The sequence below is a fragment of the Streptomyces lancefieldiae genome (assembly GCF_031845825.1).
Taxonomy (GTDB): Bacteria; Actinomycetota; Actinomycetes; order Streptomycetales; family Streptomycetaceae; genus Streptomyces; species Streptomyces lancefieldiae.
The window spans coordinates 101,253-126,686 of sequence record NZ_JAVRFH010000015.1 but is presented as its reverse complement, the minus strand read 5'-3'; the positions used below and the strand labels follow the sequence as shown (position 1 = coordinate 126,686).

Annotated in this window: 20 protein-coding genes; 9 read left to right on the top strand and 11 right to left on the bottom strand. The window is 70.6% G+C overall.

Features of this window, described 5'->3' with window-relative positions:
• Nucleotides 1–24: 24 nt before the first annotated feature.
• The gene (locus RM812_RS17755; RefSeq protein WP_311573553.1) at nt 25–1,260 is read right to left on the bottom strand and encodes a DUF6545 domain-containing protein; all 1,236 of its coding nucleotides are present in this window, start codon (nt 1,258–1,260) and stop codon (nt 25–27) included.
• Between the two features lie 290 nt (nt 1,261–1,550).
• Here RM812_RS17755 and RM812_RS17750 point away from each other — a divergent pair, with 290 nt between their 5' ends.
• Genes RM812_RS17750 through arfA form a run of 5 tightly spaced genes read left to right on the top strand, consistent with a single transcriptional unit; the run spans nt 1,551 to nt 7,251 of the window.
• A complete protein-coding gene (locus RM812_RS17750) occupies nt 1,551–2,900 on the top strand; it encodes an extracellular solute-binding protein (protein ID WP_311573552.1) in 1,350 nt (449 codons plus the stop codon).
• A complete protein-coding gene (locus RM812_RS17745) occupies nt 2,897–3,838 on the top strand; it encodes a carbohydrate ABC transporter permease (RefSeq protein WP_311573551.1) in 942 nt (313 codons plus the stop codon). The genes RM812_RS17750 and RM812_RS17745 overlap by 4 nt, the downstream gene beginning before the upstream one ends.
• Nucleotides 3,835–4,698 (top strand): carbohydrate ABC transporter permease, encoded by an 864-nt coding sequence (locus tag RM812_RS17740; protein ID WP_311573550.1) that lies wholly within the window; start codon nt 3,835–3,837, stop codon nt 4,696–4,698. Before RM812_RS17745 ends, RM812_RS17740 begins: the two co-directional genes overlap by 4 nt.
• A gap of 22 nt (nt 4,699–4,720) precedes the next feature.
• Nucleotides 4,721–5,689 (top strand): arabinan endo-1,5-alpha-L-arabinosidase, encoded by a 969-nt coding sequence (locus tag RM812_RS17735; protein WP_311573549.1) that lies wholly within the window; start codon nt 4,721–4,723, stop codon nt 5,687–5,689.
• 56 nt (nt 5,690–5,745) lie between these two features.
• Nucleotides 5,746–7,251 carry an arabinosylfuranosidase ArfA gene (gene arfA / locus RM812_RS17730; protein WP_311573548.1) on the top strand — a complete coding sequence of 502 codons (1,506 nt, stop codon included), beginning with the start codon at nt 5,746–5,748 and terminating at the stop codon, nt 7,249–7,251.
• A gap of 50 nt (nt 7,252–7,301) precedes the next feature.
• Here arfA and RM812_RS17725 read toward each other — a convergent pair whose 3' ends face one another.
• Nucleotides 7,302–10,091 (bottom strand): beta-galactosidase, encoded by a 2,790-nt coding sequence (locus tag RM812_RS17725; RefSeq protein WP_311573547.1) that lies wholly within the window; start codon nt 10,089–10,091, stop codon nt 7,302–7,304.
• Nucleotides 10,092–10,186: 95 nt separating this feature from the next.
• On the opposite strand from RM812_RS17725, the gene RM812_RS17720 reads away from it, so the two are divergent.
• Nucleotides 10,187–10,645 carry an RrF2 family transcriptional regulator gene (locus RM812_RS17720; protein ID WP_311573546.1) on the top strand — a complete coding sequence of 153 codons (459 nt, stop codon included), beginning with the start codon at nt 10,187–10,189 and terminating at the stop codon, nt 10,643–10,645.
• Nucleotides 10,646–10,741: 96 nt separating this feature from the next.
• Here RM812_RS17720 and RM812_RS17715 read toward each other — a convergent pair whose 3' ends face one another.
• Nucleotides 10,742–12,307, bottom strand: coding sequence for a substrate-binding domain-containing protein (locus RM812_RS17715; RefSeq protein ID WP_311573545.1), 1,566 nt, complete (start codon nt 12,305–12,307; stop codon nt 10,742–10,744).
• A gap of 278 nt (nt 12,308–12,585) precedes the next feature.
• Here RM812_RS17715 and RM812_RS17710 point away from each other — a divergent pair, with 278 nt between their 5' ends.
• Nucleotides 12,586–13,554, top strand: a complete 969-nt coding sequence (locus RM812_RS17710) for an arabinan endo-1,5-alpha-L-arabinosidase (protein WP_311573544.1) — start codon at nt 12,586–12,588, stop codon at nt 13,552–13,554.
• Nucleotides 13,555–13,816: 262 nt separating this feature from the next.
• Here RM812_RS17710 and RM812_RS17705 read toward each other — a convergent pair whose 3' ends face one another.
• The 7 genes from RM812_RS17705 to RM812_RS17675 all read right to left on the bottom strand — a co-directional run bounded on the left by RM812_RS17705 (nt 13,817) and on the right by RM812_RS17675 (nt 22,452).
• Nucleotides 13,817–14,965: an aldose epimerase family protein gene (locus tag RM812_RS17705; RefSeq protein WP_311573543.1), complete on the bottom strand. Its 1,149-nt coding sequence runs from the start codon at nt 14,963–14,965 to the stop codon at nt 13,817–13,819.
• Nucleotides 14,966–15,031: 66 nt separating this feature from the next.
• Entirely contained in the window at nt 15,032–16,276 is a 1,245-nt protein-coding gene (gene mmsB / locus RM812_RS17700; protein WP_311573542.1) for a multiple monosaccharide ABC transporter permease, read from the bottom strand.
• Nucleotides 16,273–17,823, bottom strand: a complete 1,551-nt coding sequence (gene mmsA, locus RM812_RS17695) for a multiple monosaccharide ABC transporter ATP-binding protein (RefSeq protein ID WP_311573541.1) — start codon at nt 17,821–17,823, stop codon at nt 16,273–16,275. The genes mmsB and mmsA overlap by 4 nt, the downstream gene beginning before the upstream one ends.
• Before the next feature lie 32 nt (nt 17,824–17,855).
• Nucleotides 17,856–18,965 (bottom strand): multiple monosaccharide ABC transporter substrate-binding protein, encoded by a 1,110-nt coding sequence (gene chvE, locus RM812_RS17690; protein WP_311573540.1) that lies wholly within the window; start codon nt 18,963–18,965, stop codon nt 17,856–17,858.
• A 130-nt stretch (nt 18,966–19,095) separates the two neighbouring features.
• A complete protein-coding gene (locus RM812_RS17685) occupies nt 19,096–20,067 on the bottom strand; it encodes a glycosyltransferase family protein (protein ID WP_311573539.1) in 972 nt (323 codons plus the stop codon).
• A gap of 217 nt (nt 20,068–20,284) precedes the next feature.
• Nucleotides 20,285–21,289 carry a zinc-dependent alcohol dehydrogenase gene (locus RM812_RS17680; protein ID WP_311573538.1) on the bottom strand — a complete coding sequence of 335 codons (1,005 nt, stop codon included), beginning with the start codon at nt 21,287–21,289 and terminating at the stop codon, nt 20,285–20,287.
• On the bottom strand, nt 21,286–22,452 hold the full coding sequence (locus RM812_RS17675; protein WP_311573537.1) for a mandelate racemase/muconate lactonizing enzyme family protein: 1,167 nt from the start codon (nt 22,450–22,452) through the stop codon (nt 21,286–21,288). The genes RM812_RS17680 and RM812_RS17675 overlap by 4 nt, the downstream gene beginning before the upstream one ends.
• A gap of 216 nt (nt 22,453–22,668) precedes the next feature.
• On the opposite strand from RM812_RS17675, the gene RM812_RS17670 reads away from it, so the two are divergent.
• On the top strand, nt 22,669–23,520 hold the full coding sequence (locus tag RM812_RS17670) for an SCO2400 family protein (RefSeq protein WP_311573536.1): 852 nt from the start codon (nt 22,669–22,671) through the stop codon (nt 23,518–23,520).
• Between the two features lie 203 nt (nt 23,521–23,723).
• Here RM812_RS17670 and RM812_RS17665 read toward each other — a convergent pair whose 3' ends face one another.
• Entirely contained in the window at nt 23,724–24,191 is a 468-nt protein-coding gene (locus tag RM812_RS17665; protein ID WP_311573535.1) for a MarR family winged helix-turn-helix transcriptional regulator, read from the bottom strand.
• Between the two features lie 161 nt (nt 24,192–24,352).
• Here RM812_RS17665 and RM812_RS17660 point away from each other — a divergent pair, with 161 nt between their 5' ends.
• Nucleotides 24,353–25,375: an NADP-dependent oxidoreductase gene (locus RM812_RS17660; RefSeq protein WP_311573534.1), complete on the top strand. Its 1,023-nt coding sequence runs from the start codon at nt 24,353–24,355 to the stop codon at nt 25,373–25,375.
• Nucleotides 25,376–25,434 lie beyond the last annotated feature (59 nt).

Below are 25,434 nucleotides of genomic sequence, written 5' to 3'. Positions count from 1 at the left end.
GGGCCAGTTCTCCGTGCGGCGCGGTCACTCGGTGACCGCCACGGTGTCCTCGGGCGCCGCGGCGCGGGCGCGGACCTGCCGGATCAGGTCGGGGTGGCGCAGGGCGTGCGAGACGGCCCCGATCTCGCGGAGCAGGTCCGTGGTGTCGGGGTCGTGGGTGCCGTCGCCGCCGTCCGCGCGGGGCCCGGCGTCGACCGCGTCGAGGATCGCCACCGCCGCGGCGAGCGCCTTCGCCCGCTGAGGGGGGACCCCGAGGCCGAGGGCGGCGGCGTACGACCGCTTCCGCAGCCGCTCGTCGGTGCGCCGGCCCAGCGGCAGCAGGACGTCGCGGATGAAGGTCTCGCGGCGGGTCAGGCGCAGCTCGGGGCTGGCGCGCAGGACGAACGGCACGCCGGAGCCGTTGACGCTCCGCATCAGCCGGTACAGCGGTCGCAGTCGGCGGTGGGCCAGCCGGATCCGCCGGCGCTCGTGCAGGTACTGGCCGGCGTGCGGCAGGATGAAGCCGACCGCGATCGACACGGCCGACAGGCAGGCCAGGGCCGGGGCCACGTCCAGGCTGAGCCGGTCCAGGTCGTTGCCGGTCCAGCGGGCGGTGACGGCGGTGAGCTTGGCGGCGTCGAAAGCCAGGTTCAGCGCGTAGCCGACGCCCAGGAACTTCAGTCCCCAGCGCAGCCAGGCATCGAATCCGCCGGTGCGGATCCAGTTCCAGATCAGCTTCGAGGTGATGAGGACGGCGGTGGTGTGCGCGAGGAGGTAGAGCAGGATCTCCTCGCGCATGAACGGTGTGTTGGCGTAGTAGGTGTCCAGGTCCCGGGTGCGCTCCACGGGCACGTCCGCGAGGGCGAACAGCACCCAGAGCAGCACGATCACACCTCCGTAGGCGGAGACGACCCGACGGGTCGCCCGGCGCGTCGAGGCGGAGTGCCTGGTCAGCCCGTCGCGCCAGGCGATGATCAGCAGCAGGCAGGAGCCGCAGAACGCGGTGAGCAGCGAGTACACCCAGGGCGCCGAGATGTTCGGCACGCCGGTGACGCGGTTGACCCGGGCGATGGTCGAGGGCGCCACGAACACGAACACCGCGCAGGCGAGCAGCAGCAGGCCGCCGACCGCGCGCAGCAGCGGGTCCTTCCAGAGCCGGATGATCGTCGGCAGTTTGATGGCCAGGGCGGCGGCCAGGACGGCGGCCGGGATCCACCAGAAGGACGTGTAGAACTCGCCGACGAACGAGGCCGGAGCCATGGCCGCGTCGACCGGACTCATCGCGTCCCCCGCTCTCACTCGCCGCCGTGCCCAAGGCGCTGCTCGGGCCGCGCTGGAAGCTCTACTCGGGCCGTACTCAAGGCCGTTCGAGCCTACGCGGACGGAAGTGCCCGCGTCAGGAGAGGGAGGCGCGCGAAAAGTCCTGGCCCGAGTTCTTGTCCGAACCATTGACGTGCAGGCGCTGCACACCTACGGTCCCGTTCGAAGTTACGAGCGTCATCCGATATCTCGAACAATCTCGAAACAACCTCGAACAATATCGAAACAACCATGAGCAGATGGGGCAGGGCATGGGACGACCTGGCCTGGATCGCAGGCACTTTCTGGCCGCGGCGGGCGGCCTGACGGTCGCGGGCAGCTTCGGCTTCGCGGCCCTGGGTACGGGCGCCGACGCGCTCGCCTCCGGAGCGGACACCCGCGTGCGCTACTGGAACCTCTTCAGCGGCGGCGACGGCTACAACATGATCGCGATGCTGGACTCCTTCCGTAAGGACAACCCCGGCATCGACGTGAAGGACTCCACCCTCCAGTGGGGCAGCCCCTTCTACACCAAGCTCGCCATGGCGGCGGCCGGCAACCGCGCGCCGGACCTCGGCGTCATGCACCTGGGCCGCGTCACCGGCTTCTCGCCAGGCCGCCTCCTGGACCCCTGGGACGTCGGCCTGCTCGCCAAGTACGGCGTACAAGAGAAGGACTTCAACCCCGAGCTGTGGAAGCGCGCCGTCATCGACGGCAAGCTCTACGCCCTCCCGCTCGACATCCATGTCCAGCTCTGCTTCTACCGCAGGGACGTGCTGAAGAAGGCGGGGCTGCTCGGGGACGACGGCCGGATGGTCCCGGTGACCTCCACCGAGGAGTGGTTCGACGTCCTGAAGGAGGCCAAGAAGGCCACCAAGAAGGGTCTGCAGACCCTCGGCCTGCACGTCAACGACCTCAACGTCCAGTGGTGGATGTTCGTCGCCTTCTACACCCAGCTCGGCGGCACCTGGTTCGACGCGGCCAACACCGAGGTCACCTTCGACACCGACAAGGCCACCGAGGTCCTGGAGTTCCTGCGACGGCACATCACCGACGGGTACTCCGTCTCGGGCGCGGCCGACGCCGAACAGTTCGTCAACGGGGCCCCCTTCACCTGGGAGGGGAACTGGTCGGTGCCGGTCTTCGACGGCGCCAAGCTGGACTACGGCGCCACCCCGCTGCCGCCCGTCTTCGGCAAGCAGGCCACCCACGCCGAGTCGCACGCCTTCGTCCTGCCGCACCAGTCCGGCCGGGGCGGCGCAGTGAACGAGGCCGCCCACCGGCTCGCCGCCTACGTCGTGCGGCACGCCCAGCAGTGGGCCGGCGGCGGGCACATCCCCGCGTACACGCCGACCCTGTCCTCGGCCGCGTACCAGAAGCTCCAGCCGCAGAGCGAGTACGTCTCCGCGATGGACCACCAGGCCACCGAGCCGAAGGTGTGGTTCGCGGGCTCGACCGGGCTGCTCGCCCAGCGCCTCGGGCCCGTGGTGATGGCCTCGACCGCCGGGTCCGCGAAGCCGGGGACCGTCGCCCGCCGGATGAAGGGCGTCCTCACCGAACTGCTCGCCATGAAGAACCCGATGGACGGCAGGACCGCCGCACAGGGAGGTGCGGTCGCATGACGACGACCAGCGCTGAAACGATTATTCGCCCGGCGCGGGCGAGCACCGCCGCGGACAGCGCCACCGTCCGGCGCAGGCAGGGCTTCCAGCACGGCGGCTGGTTCGTCGCCCCCTTCCTCGTCCTGTTCGCGCTCTTCGTCGTCTGGCCGCTGCTGCGCGGGCTCTACCTCAGCTTCACGGACGCCAACATCTCCGGCGACGACGCGAGCTTCATCGGCCTGGACAACTACCGCGAGGCCCTCCAGGACCCCCTGATGTGGGACTCGCTCGGCCACAGCGCGTACTTCACGCTGCTCGTCGTGCCCTGCATCACGGTCCTCGCCTTCTTCCTGGCGATGCTCGCCCACCACATCGAGCGCGGCAAGTGGCTGTGGCGGCTGTGCTTCTTCCTGCCGTTCCTGCTGCCGTCCACCGTCGCCGCCAACCTGTGGCAGTGGCTGTTCAACCCCGGCACGGGCATGATCAACCATGTCTTCGGCATCGAGACGCCGTGGCTGAGCGACACGTCGTACGCGATGCTCGCGGTCGTCATCACCACCCTGTGGTGGACGGTCGGCTTCAGCTTCCTGCTCTACCTCGCCGCACTCCAGGGCATCCCCGCCCACCTCTACGAGGCCGCCAAGCTCGACGGCGCGAACGCCTGGCACCGCGCGGTCCACATCACCCTGCCGATGCTGCGCAACATCACCGGGCTCGTCATCGCCCTGCAGATCCTCGCCTCGCTCCAGGTCTTCGACCAGGCCGTCGTGATGCAGGACTTCGGTCCCGGCCCCGAGGAATCGACCCGCACCTTCGTGCAGTACACCCTCGAACAGGGCTTCACCAGCTACCGCGTGGGCTACGCCTCCGCGATCTCCATCATCTTCTTCGTGATCATCGCGGCCGTCGCCCTCGCGCGGATGTGGCTGCTGCGCAACCGTGAGGAGGGCGGCCGATGACCACCGCCGCAGCACAGACCCGGACCAAGCCCCGCAGGGCCTGGACGACCGGCCAGATCGTGCTCACCCTCCTCGGCACGGCCGTCTCCGTGGTGTTCCTGGCGCCGCTCGCCTGGGCGCTGTTCACCTCCCTGAAGTCGGAGACCGAGGCCGTCGAGGTGCCGCCGCACTGGCTTCCGAAGGACTGGACCGGCCAGGCCTGGTCGGCCATGTTCGAGAACGGCAACATCACCAACTGGTTCGTGAACTCCCTGGTCGTCTCCGTGTGCGTGACGACGATCGTGCTGCTGGTGAGCGCCCTGGCCGGATACGGTTTCGCCCGCACCGAGTTCCGGGGCAAGGGCTTCCTGATGGGCCTGGTGATGGCCGGCCTCATGATCTCCCCGGCCGTGCTCGGAGTGCCGCTCTTCACCACCGTCCAGCAGATGGGGATGGTCGACACCTACTGGGGCATGATCCTGCCGCAGTGCGCGCCCGCCGCGATGGTCTTCATCCTCTACAAGTTCTTCCAGGGCATCCCGCGCGAACTGGAGGAGGCCGCCTTCATCGACGGCGCGGGCCGCTGGCGCGTCTTCTTCACGATCATCGTGCCGCTGTCGCGCCCCTCGCTGGCGGCGGTCGGCATCTTCACCTTCATCAGCTCGTGGAACAACTTCCTGTGGCCGTACATGGTGACCAACAACCCCGACCTGATGACCATGCCGAACGGCATCGCGACCGTCATGAACTCCTACGGCATCCAGTGGGCCCAGCTCATGGCCGGCGGCCTCATGGCGGGCCTGCCACTGATCGTCGTCTTCGTCTTCTTCCAGCGCCAGATCGTGGCGGGTGTCGCCCACACCGGTCTGGCCGGCCAGTAGCCCCCGCGAGGAGAACCCGACGTTGAAGCGCCTCAGAACCGTCACCCTGCTCGCCGCCGCCGTCGTGGCCCTGCTGCCGGCCACGGCCCGGGCGGACGTGACGTACCCCGACCCCCAGCCGGTCACCGGCCAGCAGATCATCCACGACCCCACCGTCATCCGCCTCCACTCCGGTGACTACGTCGCCTACTCGACCGGGGGCGTCATCGGCGCCCGGACGTCGAAGGACCGCGTCCACTGGACGGACGCGGGCAACGCCTTCGCCGAACCCCCGAGCTGGTGGTACGAGTACAACGACACCGGCGACCCGTGGGCCCCCGACATCTCCTACCGCGCCGGCCGCTACTGGCTCTACTACGCGGTCTCCTCATGGGGCACCAACCACTCCGCGATCGGCGTCGCCACCTCCCGCACCGGCCTGCCCGGCACCTGGACCGACCACGGCAAGGTCCTCACCTCCGAGACGACCGACACCTGGAACGCCATCGACCCGGCGATCGTCCGGGCCGACGGCCGCCTGTGGATGTCCTTCGGCTCGTACTGGTCCGGCATCCGCATGGTCGAACTCGACCCGCGCACGGGCAGGGCGGCCGAGGACGCCACGGTCCACCACCTGGCCACCCGCCCGGACGAGCCGTACGCCGTCGAGGGCCCGTACGTCGTCAAGCACGGCCGCCACTACTACCTGTTCGCCTCCTACGACGCGTGCTGCTCGGGCGTCACCTCGACGTACAAGATCCGCGTCGGCCGCTCGACCTCGGTGACCGGCCCGTACACCGACAGCACGGGCAAGCCCCTCCTGGAAGGCGGCGGCGACCTCCTCCTGGCGGGCCACGGCCGCCACGTCGGCACGGGCGGCCAGTCCGTCTTCCGCGACCGGGGCCAGGACTGGCTGGCGTACCACTACTACGACGCGGACGACGCCGGCACGCCCAAACTCGGGCTGAACGCCCTGACCTGGAAGAAGGACGGCTGGCCGGTCGTCCGATAGGGACACGACCGGACCGGCCCGCCGCAACGAGCAACAGAACCCCCCGAAAGGAAGCAATGCGAACCGCCCGCTTCACCCTCGACCCCGCCTTCACCGTCGGTGAAGTCAACCCCCGCCTCTTCGGCTCCTTCGTGGAACACCTCGGCCGCTGCGTCTACACCGGCATCTTCGAACCCGACCACCCCACCGCGGACGCGGACGGCATCCGGCAGGACGTCCTGGAACTGGTCCGCGAACTCGGTGTGACCGCCATCCGCTACCCCGGCGGCAACTTCGTCTCCGGCTACAAGTGGGAGGACTCGGTCGGCCCGGTGGAGGACCGCCCCCGCCGCCTCGACCTCGCCTGGCGCTCCACGGAGACCAACCGCTTCGGCCTCTCCGAGTACATCGCCTTCCTCAAGAAGGTCGGCCCCCAGGCCGAACCGATGATGGCCGTCAACCTCGGCACCCGAGGCGTGGCCGAGGCCCTGGAACTCCAGGAGTACGCCAACCACCCCTCCGGCACGGCGCTGTCGGACCTGCGCGCCGAGCACGGCGACAAGGACCCCTTCGGCATCAGGCTCTGGTGCCTCGGCAACGAGATGGACGGCCCCTGGCAGACCGGCCACAAGACCGCCGAGGAGTACGGCCGCCTCGCCGCCGAGACGGCCCGCGCCATGCGCCAGATCGACCCGGACGTCGAACTCGTCGCCTGCGGATCCTCCAGCCAGGCCATGGACACCTTCGCCGAGTGGGAGGCGACGGTCCTCCAGGAGACGTACGACCTCGTCGACTACGTCTCCCTGCACGCCTACTACGAGCCGCTCGACGGCGACGTCGACTCCTTCCTGGCCTCCGCCGTGGACATGGAGTCGTTCATCGAGAACGTCGTCGCCACCTGCGACCACATCGGCGCCCGCCTCAAGTCCAAGAAGAGGATCAACCTCTCCTTCGACGAGTGGAACGTCTGGTACCTGTCCCGGACCGAGGCCGAGGTCAGCGCCCTGGACTGGCCCGAGGCCCCCCGCCTGCTCGAGGACAACTACAGCGTCACCGACGCCGTCGTCTTCGGCTCGCTCCTCATCGCCCTGCTCCGGCACGCCGACCGCGTCACCGTCGCCTGCCTCGCCCAGCTCGTCAACGTCATCGCCCCGATCATGACCGAGCCGGGCGGCCCGGCCTGGCGCCAGACGACGTTCTTCCCGTTCGCCCAGGCCTCGACGTACGGCCGCGGCGAGGTCCTCGACGTCCGGGTGGACTCGCCGACGTACGAGACGAAGAAGTACGGCGAGGCCGACCTGCTGCACGCGACCGCCGTGCGCGGCGAGGACGGCTCGGTCACCGTCTTCGCCGTCAACCGCTCCCGCACCGAGTCGCTGCCGCTCGACGTCGCCCTGAGCGGCCTGGACCTGACCGAGGTCGTCGAGCACAGCGCCCTCGCGGACGCGGACCCGGACGCCCGCAACACGCTCGCCGAGCCCGAGCGGGTCGTCCCGCACCCGGTCGAGGGCACGGCCCTGAAGGACGGCGGGCTGACCGCCGTCCTGGAGCCGCTGTCCTGGAACGTCATCCGGCTGCGCTGAGGCGCACCGGCCGGGCCGGCGCCGGCCGGGGGGCGGGCAGGCCGGCCGGGTCAGCGTCGGCCGGGGGAGGCGACCGGTGTCACCGGTACCCCTCCGGCCGCGCTGCCCAGCAGCTTCAGCCGCACCGTCCCCGGCCCCGACGCCGACCGGCCGTCGGCCAGCACCGCCAGCGCCAGCGTGTTGGCGGCGGCGCGGGTGCGCAGGATGCCGTTCGGCAGGACGAAGGTCTGCGGCGCGCCTGTGCCGCCGCCCGCGTACTCGCCCATGTTCCAGCCGTTCAGGAAGACCTGGACGCGGTGGTCGCGGGCCGGGTCGTCGTCGAGGACGAGCCCGATCGAGGCGTCGACGTCCGGTGGGACGTCCAGCCGGAAGGTGGTCCGGTACCAGGTCACGCCCTGGCGCCGGTCCTGGCGGGGGAAGGACGCCGAGGACGCCAGGGACACCGGCTCCCAGCCGCCGTCGTCGTACCCGGGCAGATGCCAGCCGTGCCGCTCCCCGTACAGACCGCCGTTGTTGAGCGGCCCGCGCACGGGGTCGGGCGCGGCCACCCCCCGGATCCGCCAGTGCACCCGGGGCGACGCCCCCTCGAAGGCGACCGACGCCAGCCCGCGGGCGGCCCGGTACGCGTCCTGGTCGTGCTGCGTACGCCGGACCAGCACGGACAGGACCGGGGAGTGGGCCGGGGAGCGGACGCGGGAGCCACCGGCATCGGGCCGCTCCCGAAGCGCCTCGCGAAGCTCCTGCGGCACCCGGAAGCCGGCCGTGGCGGTCCACGTGCCCGTGCCCTTCGCGTCCGCCTCCCGCCCCGGGCGGTGCGTGCCCAGCGGCTCCCCGTCCAGCCAGGCCATCAGCAGCCCCCGCGCGCCCGTCCGGTAGGTGAGGGACACGGACTCCAGGCCCGACGCTCCGGTGAGCCGGCCCCGGTACCAGACGTCGCCGTAGTGGAAGCCGTAGTCGTCGGCGAAGAGCACGGGCTGCCCGGCGGGCACGGGGGTCGTGCTGTTCGACGTCCGCCGGTCGGCGACCGTCCACCCCGAGTCGTCGTAGCCGGGCCGGGACTCGGGGTTCTCGGTGCGGCGCCGCCAGCCGTCGAGCGCGGGCAGCGCCGGCTCGGTCACGCCGGGCAGCGGCCAGACGGTCATCAGGCTCAGCCCGCGGCCGACGGACGCCTGTACCGCCTCGCCGTTCCAGGTGACGTGGGTGATGCCGCGCGGCGCCCACACCTCCAGCTCGTGCTCGTCGACGGTGTCACCGGTCAGCCGGATCGTGGCACCGTCCAGGGTGACGTCGCGCAGCAGCGCCGGGCCGCGCACCAGGACCCTGCCCGACGGGGTCTCGTACGGCCACAGCCGCAGTGAGGCGGCGTCGTCGGCGAAGAGCAGGAGCAGGGTGCGGTCGGACCCGGCGCTGCGGACCCGCACCCGGGTCAGCCGGTCCTCCCCGAGCGGCACCGTCACATGCAGTCTCCCCTGGTCGTACGCCCAGGCGGCCGCCTCGTCCAGCCGGGTCGGCCAGGGCTCCTCGGGGCAGTCCAGCACCAGGTGGGCCATCTCGCCGGCCCGGCCCACGAAGGCGGCGATGTCCAGCCGTCCCACGCTCAGGGACACCATGGGCTGCACGGTGGCGTACGCCAGCTTCCGCCCCGCCCCCAGGTGGAGGCCGGTGGCGAACAGCTTGGCGTCCCGGGCGGGGACGGTGACCCTGACGTCGGTCCCGCCCATCGGCAGCGTGGAGGTGACGTCCGTGGCGGAGTCGTTGCGCAGGACGTAGGCGTGGGTGCCGGTGTCCGGGTCGGTCAGGTGCCGCACCTGGATGCGGGCGTCCGAGGCCCTGACCTCCGGCGCCTCTTCCAGCCGGGTGAAGCCGGGGACGTGGCGCAGGAGGTGACCGAGCTGGTGCAGCGGGGCGAGCCGGTCCGTCGGCCTGCGGGCCTCGTCGATCGGCGCGGTCGGGTCGTAGGTGGGCGTGGGCGCGGACGGCGCGGGCAGCCAGCCCCAGGAGGTGCCGCCGAACGCCGTGCGGACGTTGTGCAGCGTGACCCCTTGCGCGAGGTGGGCGAGATGGACCCGCCTGGCCTCGGCGGCGTCCCGGATCCCCGCCGCCTCCGCCCGGGCGAGGGGGAGGTCGTCGGGGAGCACGGGGACGTCGATGCCGTCGGCGCGGACCTTCTCGTGCAGGTGGGTCAGGGCGCGCGGCGGGGCGTCGACCCGGTAGAGCAGGACCGTGCCGGTGCCGCGCGTGAACTGGTGCCGGGCGGCGATGGCGTTGACGCGGGTCAGCCACTCCTCGGCGTGGCGCAGATACGCCGGGTCGGTGGTCCGGGCCCGGGCTCCGGTCGCCGTCAGCCAGCCGGGGAGACCGCCCGCGTCCACGTCCGCGCCGATGTACGGGCCGGGGTGGAGGACGACGTACAGACCGGTCTCCGCGGCCGTGCGCAGGAAGAGGTCCAGATCGCGGACGCCGGTGAAGTCGTAGCGGCCCGGGGCGGGGGAGTGGTGGGCCCAGGCGAGACGGACGCAGACCGCGTTGAAGCCGTACGCGCGCATCTTCTGCAGCACGTCCCGCCACAGGGACGGGCTCGGCAGCCGGAAGGGGTGCAGCTCGCCGGACCACAGCGTCAGGCGTCTGCCGTCCACCAGCAGGGAGTGCCGGTCCAGGGCGACCCGGTGGCGCACCCCGTCGGCGCCGGGCGGCCCGGGCGGCGGCCCGGTCGGTACCGGGCCGGGTGCGCCGGAGGCGGGCAGCGCCCCGCCGCTGGCGCTGCCGCCGAGCGCGAGGCCGAGGACGGTGGTGCCCGCGAGGGCGCTGAACGCTCGTCTGCTGAGCCTGCTGAGCTCCAAGGGAGCCTCTCCTGTTGCCTGTACTCCTGGTCCTGCCGCCTGCGCGGGACCGCCTGTGCCGGGTCATTCTCCCAGCGGACCGCACAATGGTCGGTATGAGGATCTCGGCGCGTGCGGACTACGCGGTACGGGCGGTACTGGAACTGGCCGTCCAGCAGGACGATTCCCCGGTCAAGGCGGAGGACGTGGCCGCCGCGCAGGACATCCCGCACAAATTTCTGGAAGGGATCCTCGGGGACCTGCGGCGTGGTGGCGTCGTCGAGAGCCGGCGCGGCGGTGGCGGCGGCTACCGGCTGGCGCGCGAGGCGTCGGCGATCACGGTGGCGGACGTGATCCGGGCGGTGGACGGCCCGATCGTCTCGGTGCGCGGGGAGCGGCCGACGGGTCTGGTGTACACGGGTACGGCGGGTCCTCTGCTGCCGCTGTGGGTGGCGCTGCGCGCCAATGTGCGGCGGATCCTGGAGGGCGTGACGATCGCGGACCTCGCGGCGGACGCGCTGCCGGGCCCCGTACGGGAACTGGCCGCGGAACCGGCGGCCTGGGAGAACCCATAGGGCCTGTCTGACCATTCCCGCCGGTGCGGCGGGGCCCGGCACGGGCGGGCGGGGCCCGGCAGCGGTACGTCCGCGCCGTCGTCCGCCCCGTCGGCGTCAGGGGCCGCTCGGCCGGCACAGCAGGGGCTTGTCCAGTTCGGAGCAGGGGCGGTGGCCCTTGGAGCGGATGATGTCCTTGCCGACCTCGTTGGCGAGGTAGCGCAGGAAGCCCGCGGCGATCGAGTCCGCCGGCGGTTCGCCGTACGTGTAGGCGATCTCCGTCTCCCAGTACGGGTAGGCGCCCTCGTCGGTGCCCTCCAGGGTCGCCGGGTAGCCGTCGATGCGCACCTGCCGCACGCCGTCGTGGGCGGTGGCGGCGCCTGCCTCGCTGTGGCCGAGGGCACCGGGGGTCGAGGCCACGGTGTCCAGCAGGGCGGGGGTGTCGGCGACCTCGCAGCGGCCGGCCCTGCTCCGGTCCAGGCTCCGGCAGTCGCTCGTCGTCACCGCGAGCAGCGGGCGGCCGTCCAGCACGCGTTGCTCGAGCGCGGTCCGGGTGCCGGAGCCCGGATTGCGGCTGACGAGCTGGACGGGCAGGTCGTTGCCGTTGACCTGCTTCCAGTTGGTGACGGTCCCGGCGTAGATGTCCCGGACCTGCTTCAGGGACAGGTCCCGGACGCCGGTGTCCTCGTGCACGACCAGGCTGAACAGGGACAGGGCGACGGGTCTGGGCAGGAGCTGCGGGCGGCCGGTGGACTTGGGTCCGTCGCTGAACGAGAGCCGGTCGCCCAGCCCGCGGCCGTCCTTCAGCCCGGCCTTGTCGCCCTGCGCGGCGAGGGTGTCCAGCCCCGGGACGCTGCCCGCGAAGGAACGGTCGGACAGCGGGATCCGGGCGTCCGTGCACGTCTTGGTGTACTGCTCGGCGGCCTGCTCCAGGATCGGCCGGAACGCGGTGGAGCCCGACAGGTGGAGCGTCCCCTCGGCGCAGTCCAGCGGCGCGGCCCGGGTGTCGTCGTCCCGCACGAAGGTGGACACGGACTGGGCTGCGCTCACCAGGACGAGCAGGGCGAGCAGCCAGCGCACCGGACGGGAGGCGAACGGGTAGTACTCGGTCTTCTTGATGGTCCCGCCGCGCACCCCTCCGACGACGCCCGCCATGACCTCCGGGTCGGGGAAGTCGGCCTCGGTGAAGTCCGGGACGCGGTCGAGGACCGCCAGCACCTTGTAGTGCGCCCGGCGGTTGAGCTTCACCTTGGGCAGCCTGATGACACCGTCCGTGGCCCCGAGGCCCGGCGTTCCCGGTGCGAAGAAGTCGCGCAGCACGGTGTGGCTGCACTCCGTCACGACCATGCCGACCACGCGGCGGCCCGGGAACGCCACGCGTATGCCCACCGGGTCGTTGGCGGGGGCCACGTAGTCGTCCTCGACGATCGGGGTCCAGCCGACGTTCTCGATGCGCAGCAGGACGACCGACGGGTCGCGCAGGTCGGCGCCGTCCCACTGCATGCGCTGGAGCACCCCGGCCTCCGGCCCGGAGGACGTGGCCGAGTCCCGGGCGCTGGTGTCCATCTGCACGCGGTAGCCGAGTCGTTTGCGGCCCGCCAGGAAGAACTCCCACAGGGCGGCGGCCACGGGCACGGCGAGGCCGAGCACGGCGATCACGGACTCCCACGGAACACCGTTCATGACCGACTCCCGTCTCAGGGCGGAGGCGAGTGGATGGAGAGGCCATGGTCGCCGGGGACAGGAGTGGCCGACGGCGGATGTGTGGAGCATCCGTCCCGAATTCACCGGTGCGTCACCTGTGGCACGCGGTGTTCTCCGGACGTTGGTTGCCGATGCTGTTGCCCTCGCTGCCGCCGACGCTGTGCGAACCATTGACGCGCAAGGGGTTCGATTCTACGTTCCGTCCGAAAACACGATCGGTGTTCGATACTGCGAACAGGAACAGGAGCGTTCCCCCCATGAGCCGTACAAGAGCCGCACTCCTCGCTCTCCCCACCGCCGCCCTGCTCGCGCTCGTCCCGTCCACGGCGTCGGCGTACCCCAACCCCGGCCGGGTCACCGGCTCCGTCGTCGTGCACGATCCGACGATGATCCGCACCTCGTCCGGGCAGTACCAGCTCTACGCCACCGGCGGCGGCATCAGCAGCCGGACGTCGTCCGACCGCACCGCCTTCTCCACCGGGGTGGACGCCTTCGGGGCCCGGCCGAGCTGGTGGTCGCGCTACTCCTCCGTCCCGGAGGCCTGGGCGCCCGACGTCTCGTACCACGGCGGCAAGTACCTGATGTACTACTCCGTCTCGTCGTTCGGCTCCAACACCTCCGCCATCGGGCTGGCCGGCTCCACCACCGGGCAGCCGGGCAGCTGGACCGACTACGGCATCGTCCACACGTCCAGCTCCTCCAGCGACCACAACGCCATCGACCCCAACCTCTTCGTCGACGACGACGGCAAGTGGTGGCTGTCCTTCGGCAGTTGGTGGACGGGCATCAAGATGATCCGGATCGACCCGTCCACGGGCAAGCAGCTCTCCTCCCACACCACCCGCTACTCGATCGCCTCCCGGCCGTCCGGGACCAAGGCCGTCGAGGCCCCGTACGTCGTCAAGCGGAACGGGTACTACTACCTCTTCGCCTCGTACGACACCTGCTGCGCCGGCACCAGCTCCACGTACAAGGTCAAGGTGGGCCGGGCCACGAGCGTCACCGGGCCGTACTACGACAGGAACGGCGTCTCGATGATGAACAACGGCGGGACGCCCGTGCTCGAGTCGCACGGAAGCGTCATCGGCCCCGGCGGGCAGTCGATCATGAACGACGTCGACGGCGACCTGATCGTCTACCACTACTACGACGGCAACGACAACGGCACGCCCAAGCTCGGCGTCAACCTCCTGAACTGGAGCAGCGGGTGGCCCGTCGCCTACTGAGCGGCGCGGGTCAGCCCGTCCGGCCCATGCCCGTCGCGACCGACTCCAGGCCGTTGGCGCCCCTGACCCGCGCGGCCGTGAGGCCGCCGGGGGCGGGGACGCCGGGCGGGGTGGGACCGGCGGGCAGCGGCTGCCTCCGTCGGTGGGCGGCCCGCGCGGGGAGCGCGGGCCGCCCTCGCACACGGAGGGGGACGGGGCACCGTTCAACGCACGCGAAGAAAATGTGCCCTCAAGCCCTCAAGCCCTCAAGGCCTCAAGCCCCTCACGCCTCGAACGAGTGCACCGTCGTCGTCCGGTACGTCTGCCCGGGCCGCAGCACGGTCGACGGGAACGACGGCTGGTTCGGCGAGTCCGGGTAGTGCTGGGTCTCCAGGCACAGGGCGTCGCCCTGCCGGTAGAGGGAGCCGCCGGTGCCGGTCAGGGTGCCGTCGAGGAAGTTGCCCGAGTAGAACTGCAGGCCCGGCTGGTCGGTGGCGATGCGCAGGGTGCGGCCCGAGGACCGGTCGCGCAGGGTCGCGATGTGCTCGGGACGGTCGGTGATGCCCTTGTCCAGGACCCAGTTGTGGTCGAAGCCCTTGGCGGTGACCAGCTGCGGGTGGGCGTCGCGGATGTCCCGGCCGATCGGCTTGGCCCGGCGGAAGTCGAAGGGCGTACCGGACACCTTCGCCAGCTCGCCCGTCGGGATGAGGCCCGCGTCGGTGGGCGTGTAGCGGGACGCGGCGATCGACAGCTCGTGGTCCTCGATCGTGCCGCTGCCCTCGCCGGCCAGGTTCCAGTAGACGTGGCTGGTGAGGTTGACGACGGTGGCCTTGTCGGTGGTGGCCTCGTAGTCGATGCGCCAGTCGCCGCGCGCGGTGAGCGTGTACGTCACCGTCGACCTGAGGGTGCCCGGGTAGCCCATCTCGCCGTCGACGCTGGTGTAGTGCAGGACCAGGCCGACGTCGGAGCCCTCGGTGAACGGCTCGACGTCCCACACCCGGTAGTCGAAGCCCAGGGCACCGCCGTGCAGGGAGTTCTCGCCGTCGTTGACGGAGAGCTGGTACTGCTTGCCGTCCAGGGTGAAGCGGCCCTTGGCGATGCGGTTGCCGTACCGCCCGATCAGGGCACCGAAGTGCGGGCTGCGGGCCACGTAGTCGTCGAGGTTGTCGAAGCCCAGGGAGACGTTCTCGTAGCGGCCCCGGCGGTCGGGGATCTCCAGGGACTGGACGACCCCGCCGTAGGACAGCACCTTCATCCGCGTGCCGCCGTTCTCCAGCGACCAGCGGTACACCTTCGTTCCGTCGGCGAGCTTGCCGAAGAGCTCCTTCACCGGCTTCCTGCCTCCCGTGGCGTGTGCCGTGCCGCCGACCGTGGCGGCGGCGATGCCCGCGGCCGCGGTGCCCGCGATGACCGTTCGTCTGCTCAGTTCCATGTGCGCGGCTCCTGTACTTCCGTGAAAGAAGCGGGGCCCGCCTGGATCAGGCGGGCCCCGGGTGACCTACGAACCGACCTTGCGCTTGTTCCACACGTCGAACCCGACCGCCGCCAGCAGCACCGCGCCCTTGATGACCTGCTGCCAGTCGGTGCCGATGCCGACGAGGTTCATGCCGTTGTTCAGCACGCCCAGGACCAGACCACCGATGATCGCGCCGAGGACCGTGCCGACGCCGCCGCTCATCGAGGCGCCGCCGATGAACGAGGCGGCGATGGCCTCCAGCTCGAAGTTGAGGCCGGCCTTGGGCGAGGCCGCGTTGAAGCGGGCGGCGAAGACCAGACCCGCCAGGGCCGCGAGCATGCCCATGTTCAGGAAGACCAGGAAGGTGACCTTCTTGTCCTTCACGCCCGACAGCTTGGCCGCGGGCAGGTTGCCGCCGATGGCGTAGATGTGGCGGCCGATGATCGCGTTGCGCATCAGGTAGCCGAAGCCGACGACCAGCGCGCCCAGGATGAGCAGCACGATCGGGGCGCCCTTGTAGCTGGCGAGCAGCAGTGTGACGACGAGGACGGCGGAGACCAGGGCGACCAGCTTGAGCAGGAACAGCTTGGCCGGCAGCACCTCGAGCGCGAACTCCTGCTGCCGCTTGCGGTCGCGGACCTCCTGGTAGACCACGAAGGCGATCAGCGCGAAGCCGAGCAGCAGGGTGAGGTTGTGGTAGTTGGTGTTCGGGCCGACCTCGGGCAGGAAGCCGTTGGCGATCTTCTGGAGGTCCTTCGGGAACGGGCCGAGGGTCTGGCCCTCCAGGAAGATCTCCGTCAGACCGCGGAAGAGCAGCATGCCCGCGAGGGTCACGATGAACGACGGTATGCCGAGATAGGCGATGAAGAACCCTTGGACCGCACCCGCGACCGCGCCGATGGCCAGGCACACCACCACCGCGATCGGCCAGGAGAGATCCTGTTCGACCATCAGTACGGCGGCCATCGCGCCGATGAACGCGGTCAGTGAGCCGACCGACAGGTCGATGTGGCCCGCGATGATGACGAGCATCATGCCGATCGCGAGGATCAGGATGTAGCTGTTCTGCAGCACCAGGTTGGAGACGTTGCGCGGCAGCAGCAGGTCGCCGTCGGACCACACGGCGAACAGCGCCACGATCAGGCCGAGGGCGATCAGCATGCCGTACTGCCGCATGTTGCGCCGCAGGCCGTCGAGCATCAGCTGCAGCAGGCCGCCGCCGGCGGCGGATCCGCCCTTGCCGGGCGGCGCGGGGGCCGGGGTCTTGGCGGTCACGTCCGTGCTCATCGGGTTACCTCTTTGTCCTTCGTCATCTGACGCATCAGCGCTTCCTGCGACGCCTCGGCCCGCGAGAACTCACCCGTCAGCCGCCCCGCGGCCATCGTGTAGATGCGGTCGCACATGCCGAGCAGCTCCGGCAGTTCGGAGGAGATGAAGACGACCGCCTTGCCCTGGGCGGCCAGCTGGTCGATGACCGTGTAGATCTCGTACTTGGCGCCCACGTCGATGCCGCGGGTGGGCTCGTCCAGGATCAGCACCTCGGGACCCGCGAAGATCCACTTGCTGAGGACGACCTTCTGCTGGTTGCCGCCGGACAGCTTGCCCACCGGCTCGAAGACGGTCGGCGCCTTGATGTTCATGGACTTGCGGAAGTCCTCGGCGACCTGCCGCTCCCCGTGCTCGTCGACCAGACCCCGCTTGGCGACCTTGCCCAGCGCGGTCAGCGAGATGTTCCGGTTGATGGTGTCGATGAGGTTGAGGCCGTAGTGCTTGCGGTCCTCGGTGACGTACGCGATGCCGTGCTTGACCGCCTCCGGGACGGTCTTCGTACGGATCTCGGTGCCGTCCCTGAGGACCGTGCCGCCCGCGTACCGGCCGTAGGTGCGGCCGAAGACGCTCATCGCCAGCTCGGTGCGGCCGGCGCCCATGAGCCCGGCGATGCCGACGATCTCGCCGCGCCGCACCTGGACGGAGACGTCGTCGACGACCTTGCGCTGCTGGTCGATGGGGTGGTGCACGGTCCAGTTGCGGATCTCCAGGGCGGGCGCGGCCCCTTCCTCCGGCTGGTGCGGGGTCCGCTCCGGGAAGCGGTTCTCCAGGTCGCGGCCGACCATCCCGCTGATGATCCGGTCCTCGGTCGTCTCCGCCGCCTTCACGTCGAGCGTCTCGATGGAGCGCCCGTCGCGGATGATCGTGACCGAGTCGGCGACGCGACGGATCTCGTTCAGCTTGTGCGAGATGATGATCGAGGTCATGCCCTGTTCCTTCAACTGAAGGATCAGGTCGAGCAGTTTGCCGCTGTCCTCGTCGTTGAGCGCCGCCGTCGGCTCGTCGAGGATGAGCAGTTTCACCTTCTTCGACAGCGCCTTGGCGATCTCCACCAGCTGCTGCTTGCCCACGCCGATGTCGGCGACGCGGGTCTCCGGGTGCTCGTCGAGGCCGACCCGGCGCAGCAGTTCGCTGGCGTGCCTGAGGGTGTCGTTCCAGTTGATCAGTCCGCGCTTGGCGTGCTCGTTGCCGAGGAAGATGTTCTCCGCGATGGACAGATACGGCACCAGCGCCAGCTCCTGGTGGATGATCACGATGCCGTGCTGCTCGCTCGCCCGGATGTCCTTGAACCGGCAGGTCTCGCCCTCGAAGAGGATGTCCCCCTCGTAGCTGCCGTGCGGATGGACACCGGAGAGCACCTTCATCAAGGTCGACTTTCCGGCGCCGTTCTCCCCGCAGATGGCGTGGACCTCGCCCTGGCGGACGGTCAGCGTGACGTCCGACAGCGCTTTGACACCGGGAAAGGTCTTGACGATCGAGCGCATTTCCAGGACGGGTCCCGCCATGGTCGTGCCTTCCAATCCTTGTGGGGGCCCGGTTACTTGAGGTCGTCCGCGGAGTAGGTGCCGCCGCCGACGAGGACCTTCTCGTAGTTGCTCTTGTCGACGCTGACCGGCTGCAGCAGGTAGGCGGGGACGACCTTCGTACCGTTGTCGTACGACTTGGTGTCGTTGACCTCGGGCTTCTTGTCGTTGAGGGAGGCTTCGACCATGTTCGAGGCGACCTTGGCGAGCTCGCGGAGGTCCTTGAAGACGGTCTGCGTCTGCTCGCCCGCGATGATCGACTTCACCGAGGCGACCTCGGCGTCCTGGCCCGTGACGACCGGCATCGGCTTGGCCTTGGAGCCGTAGCCGTCCGACTTCAGGGCGGACAGGATGCCGATGGAGATGCCGTCGTAGGGCGAGAGCACCGCGTCCACCTTGGTGCTGCGGTAGCTGGAGGTCAGCAGGTCGTCCATGCGCTTCTGCGCGGTGCCGCCGTCCCAGCGCAGGGTGGTGACCTGGTTGAGGGCGGTCTGCTTGGACCTGACGACCAGTTCGCCCTTGTCCATGTAGGGCTTGAGGACGTTCATCGCGCCCTGGAAGAAGTACTTGGTGTTGTTGTCGTCGTTGGAGCCGGCGAACAGCTCGATGTTGAAGGGGCCCTTCTTGCCCGCCTTCAGACCGAGCTTGTCGACGATGTAGCCGCCCTGCAGCTCGCCGACCTTCTCGTTGTCGAACGAGGCGTAGTAGTCGACGTTCTCCGTGCCGAGGATCAGCCGGTCGTAGGAGATGACCGGGATGTCGGCGTCCTTGGCCTGCTGGAGCACGTTGTTGAGCGACTTGTTGTCGATCGCGGCGACGATGAGGGCGTCCACCCCCTGCGTGATCATGTTCTCGATCTGCGAGACCTGCTGGTCCGGGTCGTCTTCGCCGTAGACCAGCTTGGTCTTGTAGCCCTTGCCCTTCAGTTCCTTCTCGACGTTGGCGCCGTCGGCGATCCAGCGTTCGGAGGACTTGGTCGGCATCGCGATGCCGATGGTGGCGCCGTCGGAACCCCCCTTGTCCTCCTCGCTGCCCCCCTCGCTGCTCTGGCCGCAGGCGGTCAGCGTGAGGGCGAGGGAGGCGGCGGAGGCTATGGCGGCGAGTGCGGCTCTGCGGTTGCGCATGGTCATCATCCTCGATGTCGGTGCAGGGCTCGGTCTGGTGGTGGGGAACGCTGAGGGTGGATCGACCGAGAGCAGGTGTGTGGGATTGTGCGCGGCTGTGTCTTCTTTTGTGAAGGGGGTTTCCGGAACGTTATGACGAGATCTCGAACCGGTTGAGCGGACCCGGCAGCCGTGTGCCGAGTGGAGCCATGTCGCCGTCCGCCCCGTGCCGCGCGAGCAGATCCAGCGCGAGCCGGCCGCGCCGCACCCGCTCCTTGGCGGTGGCCAGCGTCAGTTCCCGCAGGTGGTGGCCGTACGGGTAGATGCCGGGGGTCTTGGAGAGGCCGAACTTCAGGTACAGCGGCGCGCCGCGCCGGATCAGCTCGGCGACCTCGTACATCCGTACATATCCGCCCAGGTCGTCGGGGGCCTCGATGTACATGTCCATGGGCGCGGCCGAGACCCGCCGTATTTCGGTCAGGTGATCGGGCGTCAGGTCGCTGGGCACGTTGATGGAGTCGGCGCCGAGCCGCTCGTACACCGCGTACGAGGCCGGGTTGACCGGTCCCACGAGCGCCGACAGCTTCAGCGTGGTGTCGGCGGGGATGATGCCGGCCGCCCGCGCCCGGTGCAGCGTCCACAGCACACCCTCGTCGGCGACGAGCAGGCACCGCACGCCCAGCTCCGTCGCGCGGACGGCGTCCTCGACGCACCCGGCGACCGCGTCGTGGCCGCGCGCTCTGAGGCCCGCGCCACCCGAGTCGGTACGGGTGGAGCCGCCGATGTCCCAGGTGCCGCGCGGGCCGGTGAACAGGCAGAGCTCGATGTCGCGTTCGGCGGTGGCCTCGACCATCTCGGTGATCTCGGCGTCGGTCAGCATCCACACGCCGCTGCCCTGGCTGATCCGGTGGATCGGCACGTCCAGCCGCGAGGACTCCTTCAGGACCACCCCCAGCGCCTCCGGCCCCTCGCAGGAGGGGATCTCGGTGCGCCAGCGGCCACCGCCCGGGAAGGAGTGCGGCGAGGCGTCGGCGGGGTCGAGGGCGGGCGCGGCCAGGCCGAGGGCGGTGAGCGCCGGCTCACCGGGCCTGCGTGCGGCGGCCGTGGCGGAAGCGTCGGTCACAAGCGTTCCTTAGGGTTCGATACGTCGCGTTCGGTACATCGGGTTCGGTACGTCGCGTTCGGTGCGTCATGTTCGGTACGTCGTGCTCGACACGTCGCGTTCGAGATGTCGGACAGAGTTCGCGGCGTGAGGTACGGGAAACCTCGGGAAGTGGATGTACGCCGGTACGGAGACCGTCAGGTCGCCCCCGTACCGGCGTACGGCTCAGGGGTGGGGGTCAGGGATGCAGCAGCACCTTGCCGACCTTCGGATCGCCGGACCCCACCAGCTCGATGGCCTGCGGGAACTCGGCGAGCGGCAGCTCGTGCGTCACCAGCGGTCGCGGGTCGAGCAGACCGGCCGCGAAGACCCGCACCGTGTGCGCCCAGGCGTCCGGCGGTGCCCCGAAGACGGTGTGCACCTCCAGCTGCCGTACGACCAGGTCGGTGGGGTCGAGCCCGTCGGCGCCCGCTGCCGGGATACCGGTCAGCACCAGCCGCCCGCCCCTGCGCAGCAGCGCGGCCGCGGTGCGGGCGGCGTCGGCGGACCCGGCGGTCTCGATCACGACGTCGAAGTCGTCGGGGAGCAGCTGGTCCTTCGTGCGGAAGTCGGTCGCGCCGTACTGGCGCGCCAGCGCCTCCCGGTCGCCGCGCGTGCCGACGACCAGCAGTTCGGCCGGGGAGGCGGCGCGCAGGAACTGCACGGCGAACATGCCGAGCGTGCCGGTGCCGACGACGGCGACCCGCTCGCCGGGGCGGGCGTTCGCCTTGAGCGCGGCGGCGGCGATGCAGGCGGCCGGCTCCAGGAGGGCGGCGGCGGTGAGGTCGGCGTCGTCCGGCAGGACGTGCAGGAGGCGGGCGGGCAGCGTCAGCGTGGGCGCCATGGCCCCCGGCTGGGTGAACCCCGTCTCCTCGTACCCCGCCGTGCACAGCGTCGTCTCGCCCGCGTGGCAGCGGTCGCACACCTGGCAGTTGCGGAACCCCTCACCGACGACCCCGCGCCCGACGAGCGACGCGGGCACCCCGGCGCCGACCCGCTCCACGGTCCCGGACCACTCGTGCCCAGGGGTGAGCGGGTAACGCACGTACCCCTCGGGCCGGTTGCCCTGGTAGACCTCGCGGTCGCTGCCGCAGATCCCGGCGGCGTGCACCCTCACCAGTGCCTCGCCGGGCCCGGGCTCGCGCGGCTCGTGCGCGACGAGCCGGTGCACCCCCGGCGCCTCGATGACGACCGCCTCGCTCATGCCTGCGTCCCCTTGGGCTTGCGCTGCTCCCAGCCCTCGGCCCACAGGTCGAACCGTGCCTGCTGCTGCGGGAACTCGGCCGCGGCGTCGGTGTCCAGCTCGACGCCGAGACCCGGGGCGTCGGAGAGGTGGAAGCAGCCGTCCTCCGGGTTCACCTGGGGCGCGCCCTTGACGACCTTCTTGATCTCCGCGTCGGCGAAGTCGTTGAAGTGCTCCAGGATCTTGAAGTTCGGGGAGGTGAAGCCGACCTGGAGGCTGGCGGCGGTCAGGACCGGCCCGCCCACGTTGTGCGGCGCCACCAGCGTGTAGTGGGTCTCGGCGGTGGCGGCGAGCTTGCGGGTCTCCCAGATGCCGCCGATGTGGCCGACGTCGGGCTGGATGATGTCCACGGACTGGTCCTCGAACAGCTCGCGGAACTCGATCCGGTCGTGGATGCGCTCACCCGTGGCGACCGGGATGTCCACCTTCTCGGCGACCTTCTTGAGCGCCCTGAGGTTCTCCGGCGGGACCGGCTCCTCCAGCCAGGCCGGCTTGAAGGGCGCCAGCTCCTTGGCGAGCCGGACGGCGGTGGAGGGCGAGAACCGCCCGTGCATCTCCAGCATCAGCTCGGCCTCGGGCCCGATGGCGTCCCGTACGGCCTCGATCAGCGACACGGCGTACAGGGTCTCCGCGTGGTCGAGCTCGAAGTGCCCGGTGCCGAAGGGGTCGATCTTCAGGGCCCGGTACCCGCGCTCCATGACCCCCTGCGCGGCCTTGTGGTACGCCTCCGGGGTCCGCTCGGTGGTGTACCACCCGTTGGCGTACGCCTTCACCTTGTCGGTGACCTTGCCACCCAGCAGCTGCCAGACGGGGACGCCGAGGGCCTTGCCCTTGATGTCCCAGCAGGCCATCTCGACCACGGCGATACCGGACATCACGATCTCACCCGCGCGGCCGTAGTCGCCGTACTTCATGCGGCGGACCAGGTCCTCGACAGCGAACGGGTCCGAACCGAGAATGTGGTTGGCCTCGGCCTCCTTCAGATAGCCGAGGAGAGCGTCGGTGTGCCCCAGCATCCGGGTCTCGCCGACTCCAGTGATGCCCTCGTCGGTGTGCACCTGGACGTAGGTCAGGTTGCGCCACGGCGTCCCGACCACGTGTGTGCTGATTCCGGTGATGCGCACGGCGGTTGCCCTTCACTGTGTTCGATATTTCGTCACTCGTTCGAAATGCTGGCGTGACAGTAAGGAGGGGGCGGCGGGAGTGTCAATGGGTCGGACACATAACGGTTTCGGCAGTTTCGAAAGTACCGGGGTGGGAGGCTCCCGGGCGCTTTCCCACACAACCTTCACAGCCGCCTCTAGGAACACGGCCGTTGCGGAACTTAACCTTCCCGCGTCATGGACTACTGCCACCCGTGCCGACGGCACCTCAACGGCGCCCTCGCCTGCCCGGGCTGTGGCACGCCCGTCGAAGAACTGGGCGCGTCCGGTGCGTCCTTGACGGAACGTGAGGAACGTCCGCCACGGGCCACCGGCGAGCCCGATGCCTCCGACGGCGCCTCCGACGGCGCCTCCGACGGCGCCTCCGACGGCGCCTCCGACGGCGCCTCCGACGGCGCCTCCGACGGCGCCTCCGACGGCGCCTCCGACGGCGCCTCCGACGGTCATCCGGGTGATGGCTCCGACGACGCGGCCCCGGCCGACCGCGGCGGCAGGGCCGGCCGCCGCGACCGCAAGGCCGCCGCACACCGCCGACGCCGCCGCCGGGCCCTGCTCGTCACCGCGGGCTTCGTCCTGGCCGCCGGAGGACTGAGCCTCGCGGAACTCGGCCTCGACGCCCCGGGCTCCCAGGCGAAGCCGGCCGCCGCCGGCGGCGAGACGGCGGACGGCGGAGCGACGCGGGAGGTGGGAGAGGCGGGGGAGACCGGGGAGGCGTCGGCCGCACCAGTCGACGGGGCATCGGGGACGCGGACCACCGCGGGCGCACCGTCCGCCGGCGCGACCGCCTCGACAACGGTGTCGGCGTCGGCGTCGCCGTCCCCGGACGCGTCCGGGACGGGGACGGCGGACGAGCCCGAGAACCCCTCCTCACCCCCGCCGTCGGCGCCGGAGACGGGCCCGACCCCGGACCCGCCGGCCGCGCCGCCCCAGTCGCAGGACCCGGCCCCGACCACGAGCCCCACCCCGACGAACTCGCCGGACCCGACCCCGACCGAAACGTGCGACCGCTTCCTGTGGTGGTGCACCTGAGGCACCCTCCCGCGCCGGCCGGAGGGGGCTCACCGACCGACGAGCACGCGTACCGGCCGCACGGGCACCGGGACGACACCGGTGGTGAGGCCGAAGACCGCAGCGGGAGCGCATGACCGTACGACCGCCGGGACGGGGTGTACGTTGCCCCGACGACCGCCGGGACGGGGTGAGCGTTGCCCCGACGGCCGCCGGGGGCAGGGTCAGTCGAGGGGCACGCCCGGCCCGTCGCCCGCGTCCAGCATCCTGCGCAGCGCGTCCCGCAGAGCGACCCGCTCCGCCTCCGACAGCCCCGCCAGCGGCTCCCGCGCGAACCGCAGCGACTCCCGCAGCCCCCGCGCCACGCGCCGCCCCTCGTCCGTCGCCGCCGCCACCTTGACCCGGCGGTCGCCGGGATCCGGGCGTCGTTCGACCAGGCCGCGGGCCTCCAGCCGATCCACGATCCCGGTCACGTTCGACGGCTCGCACTTCAGCTTCTGCGCCAGCTTCCGCATCGGCAGCGGCTCCAGCGACAGCAGGCTGAGCAGCTTGGCCTGCGCCCCGGTCAGGGCGCGTTCCGTGGCCGCCTCCTCGTAGTCGGCGTGGAAGCGGGCCACGACCTCGCCGATCAGCTCGACGACTTCCAGGGTGAGAGCGTCGGGTCGGCGGGGGGTGTCGCGTGGTGTGGCCATGGAAACAAGGGTACTCATTTGTTTGACAACCTGAAATGTGCAGACGCATGGTTGTTTCAGAGACCGAAACATTTCAGAAGCTGAAGCATCTCGGAGGCCGAAGCGTCACAGGCCGAAGCGCCTCGGAGACCGAGACATCCGCGTTCCAGGAAAGGTGCCCCATGACCGACTCCCCCGCCCTCCCCACCGTCAACCGCGAATGGCACCTCGTCAGCCGCCCGGTCGGCTGGCCCAAGCCCGAGGACTTCGAGCTCGTCGAGGCCGAGCTGCCCACCCCGGGTGAGGGGCAGGTGCTGGTCCGCAACGAGTACGTGTCCGTCGACCCCTACATGCGCGGCCGCATGAGCGCCGCCAAGTCCTACGTCGCCCCCTTCGAGGTCGGCAAGGTCATGCAGGGCGGCGCGGTCGGCGAGGTCGTCGCCTCCAACGCCGAGGGCATCGCCGTCGGCGACCACGTCCTGCACTTCTTCGGCTGGCGCGAGTACGCCGCCGTGGACGCCGAGAACGCCGTCAAGGTGGACCCGCAGGCCGCGCCGCTGTCGACGTACCTCGGCGTGCTCGGCATGACCGGGCTCACCGCCTACGCCGGCCTGCTGCGCACCGCCGCCTTCAAGGAGGGCGACGCGGTCTTCGTCTCCGGCGCGGCCGGTGCCGTCGGCAGCCAGGTGGGGCAGATCGCGAAGCTCAAGGGCGCCTCCCGGGTCATCGGCTCGGCCGGCTCGGACGAGAAGGTCAAGCTGCTCGTCGACGAGTACGGCTTCGACGCCGCCTTCAACTACAAGGACGGCCCGGTGGCCGAGCAGCTCCGCGCCGCCGCCCCGGACGGCATCGACGTGTACTTCGACAACGTGGGCGGCGACCACCTGGAGGCCGCCATCGGATCCCTCAACCGGGGCGGCCGCATCGCCGTCTGCGGCATGATCTCCGTCTACAACAACACCGAGCCCGCCCCGGGCCCGAAGAACCTCGCGCGCCTGATCCAGACCCGCGGCCGCATCGAGGGCTTCCTGGTCGGCGACCACTACGACCTCCAGCCGCAGTTCGTCCAGGAGGTCGGCCCCTGGATCCGCTCCGGTGAGCTGAAGTACCGCGAGACGGTCGTCGAGGGCATCGAGAACAACCTGGAGGCGTTCCTCGGCGTCCTGCGCGGCGACAACACCGGCAAGATGATCGTCAAGCTGTGACACCCCCGCGTGGGAGAGTGGGCCTTCCTGGAGTTTCCGGCATGCGGTAGCGTCTTTCC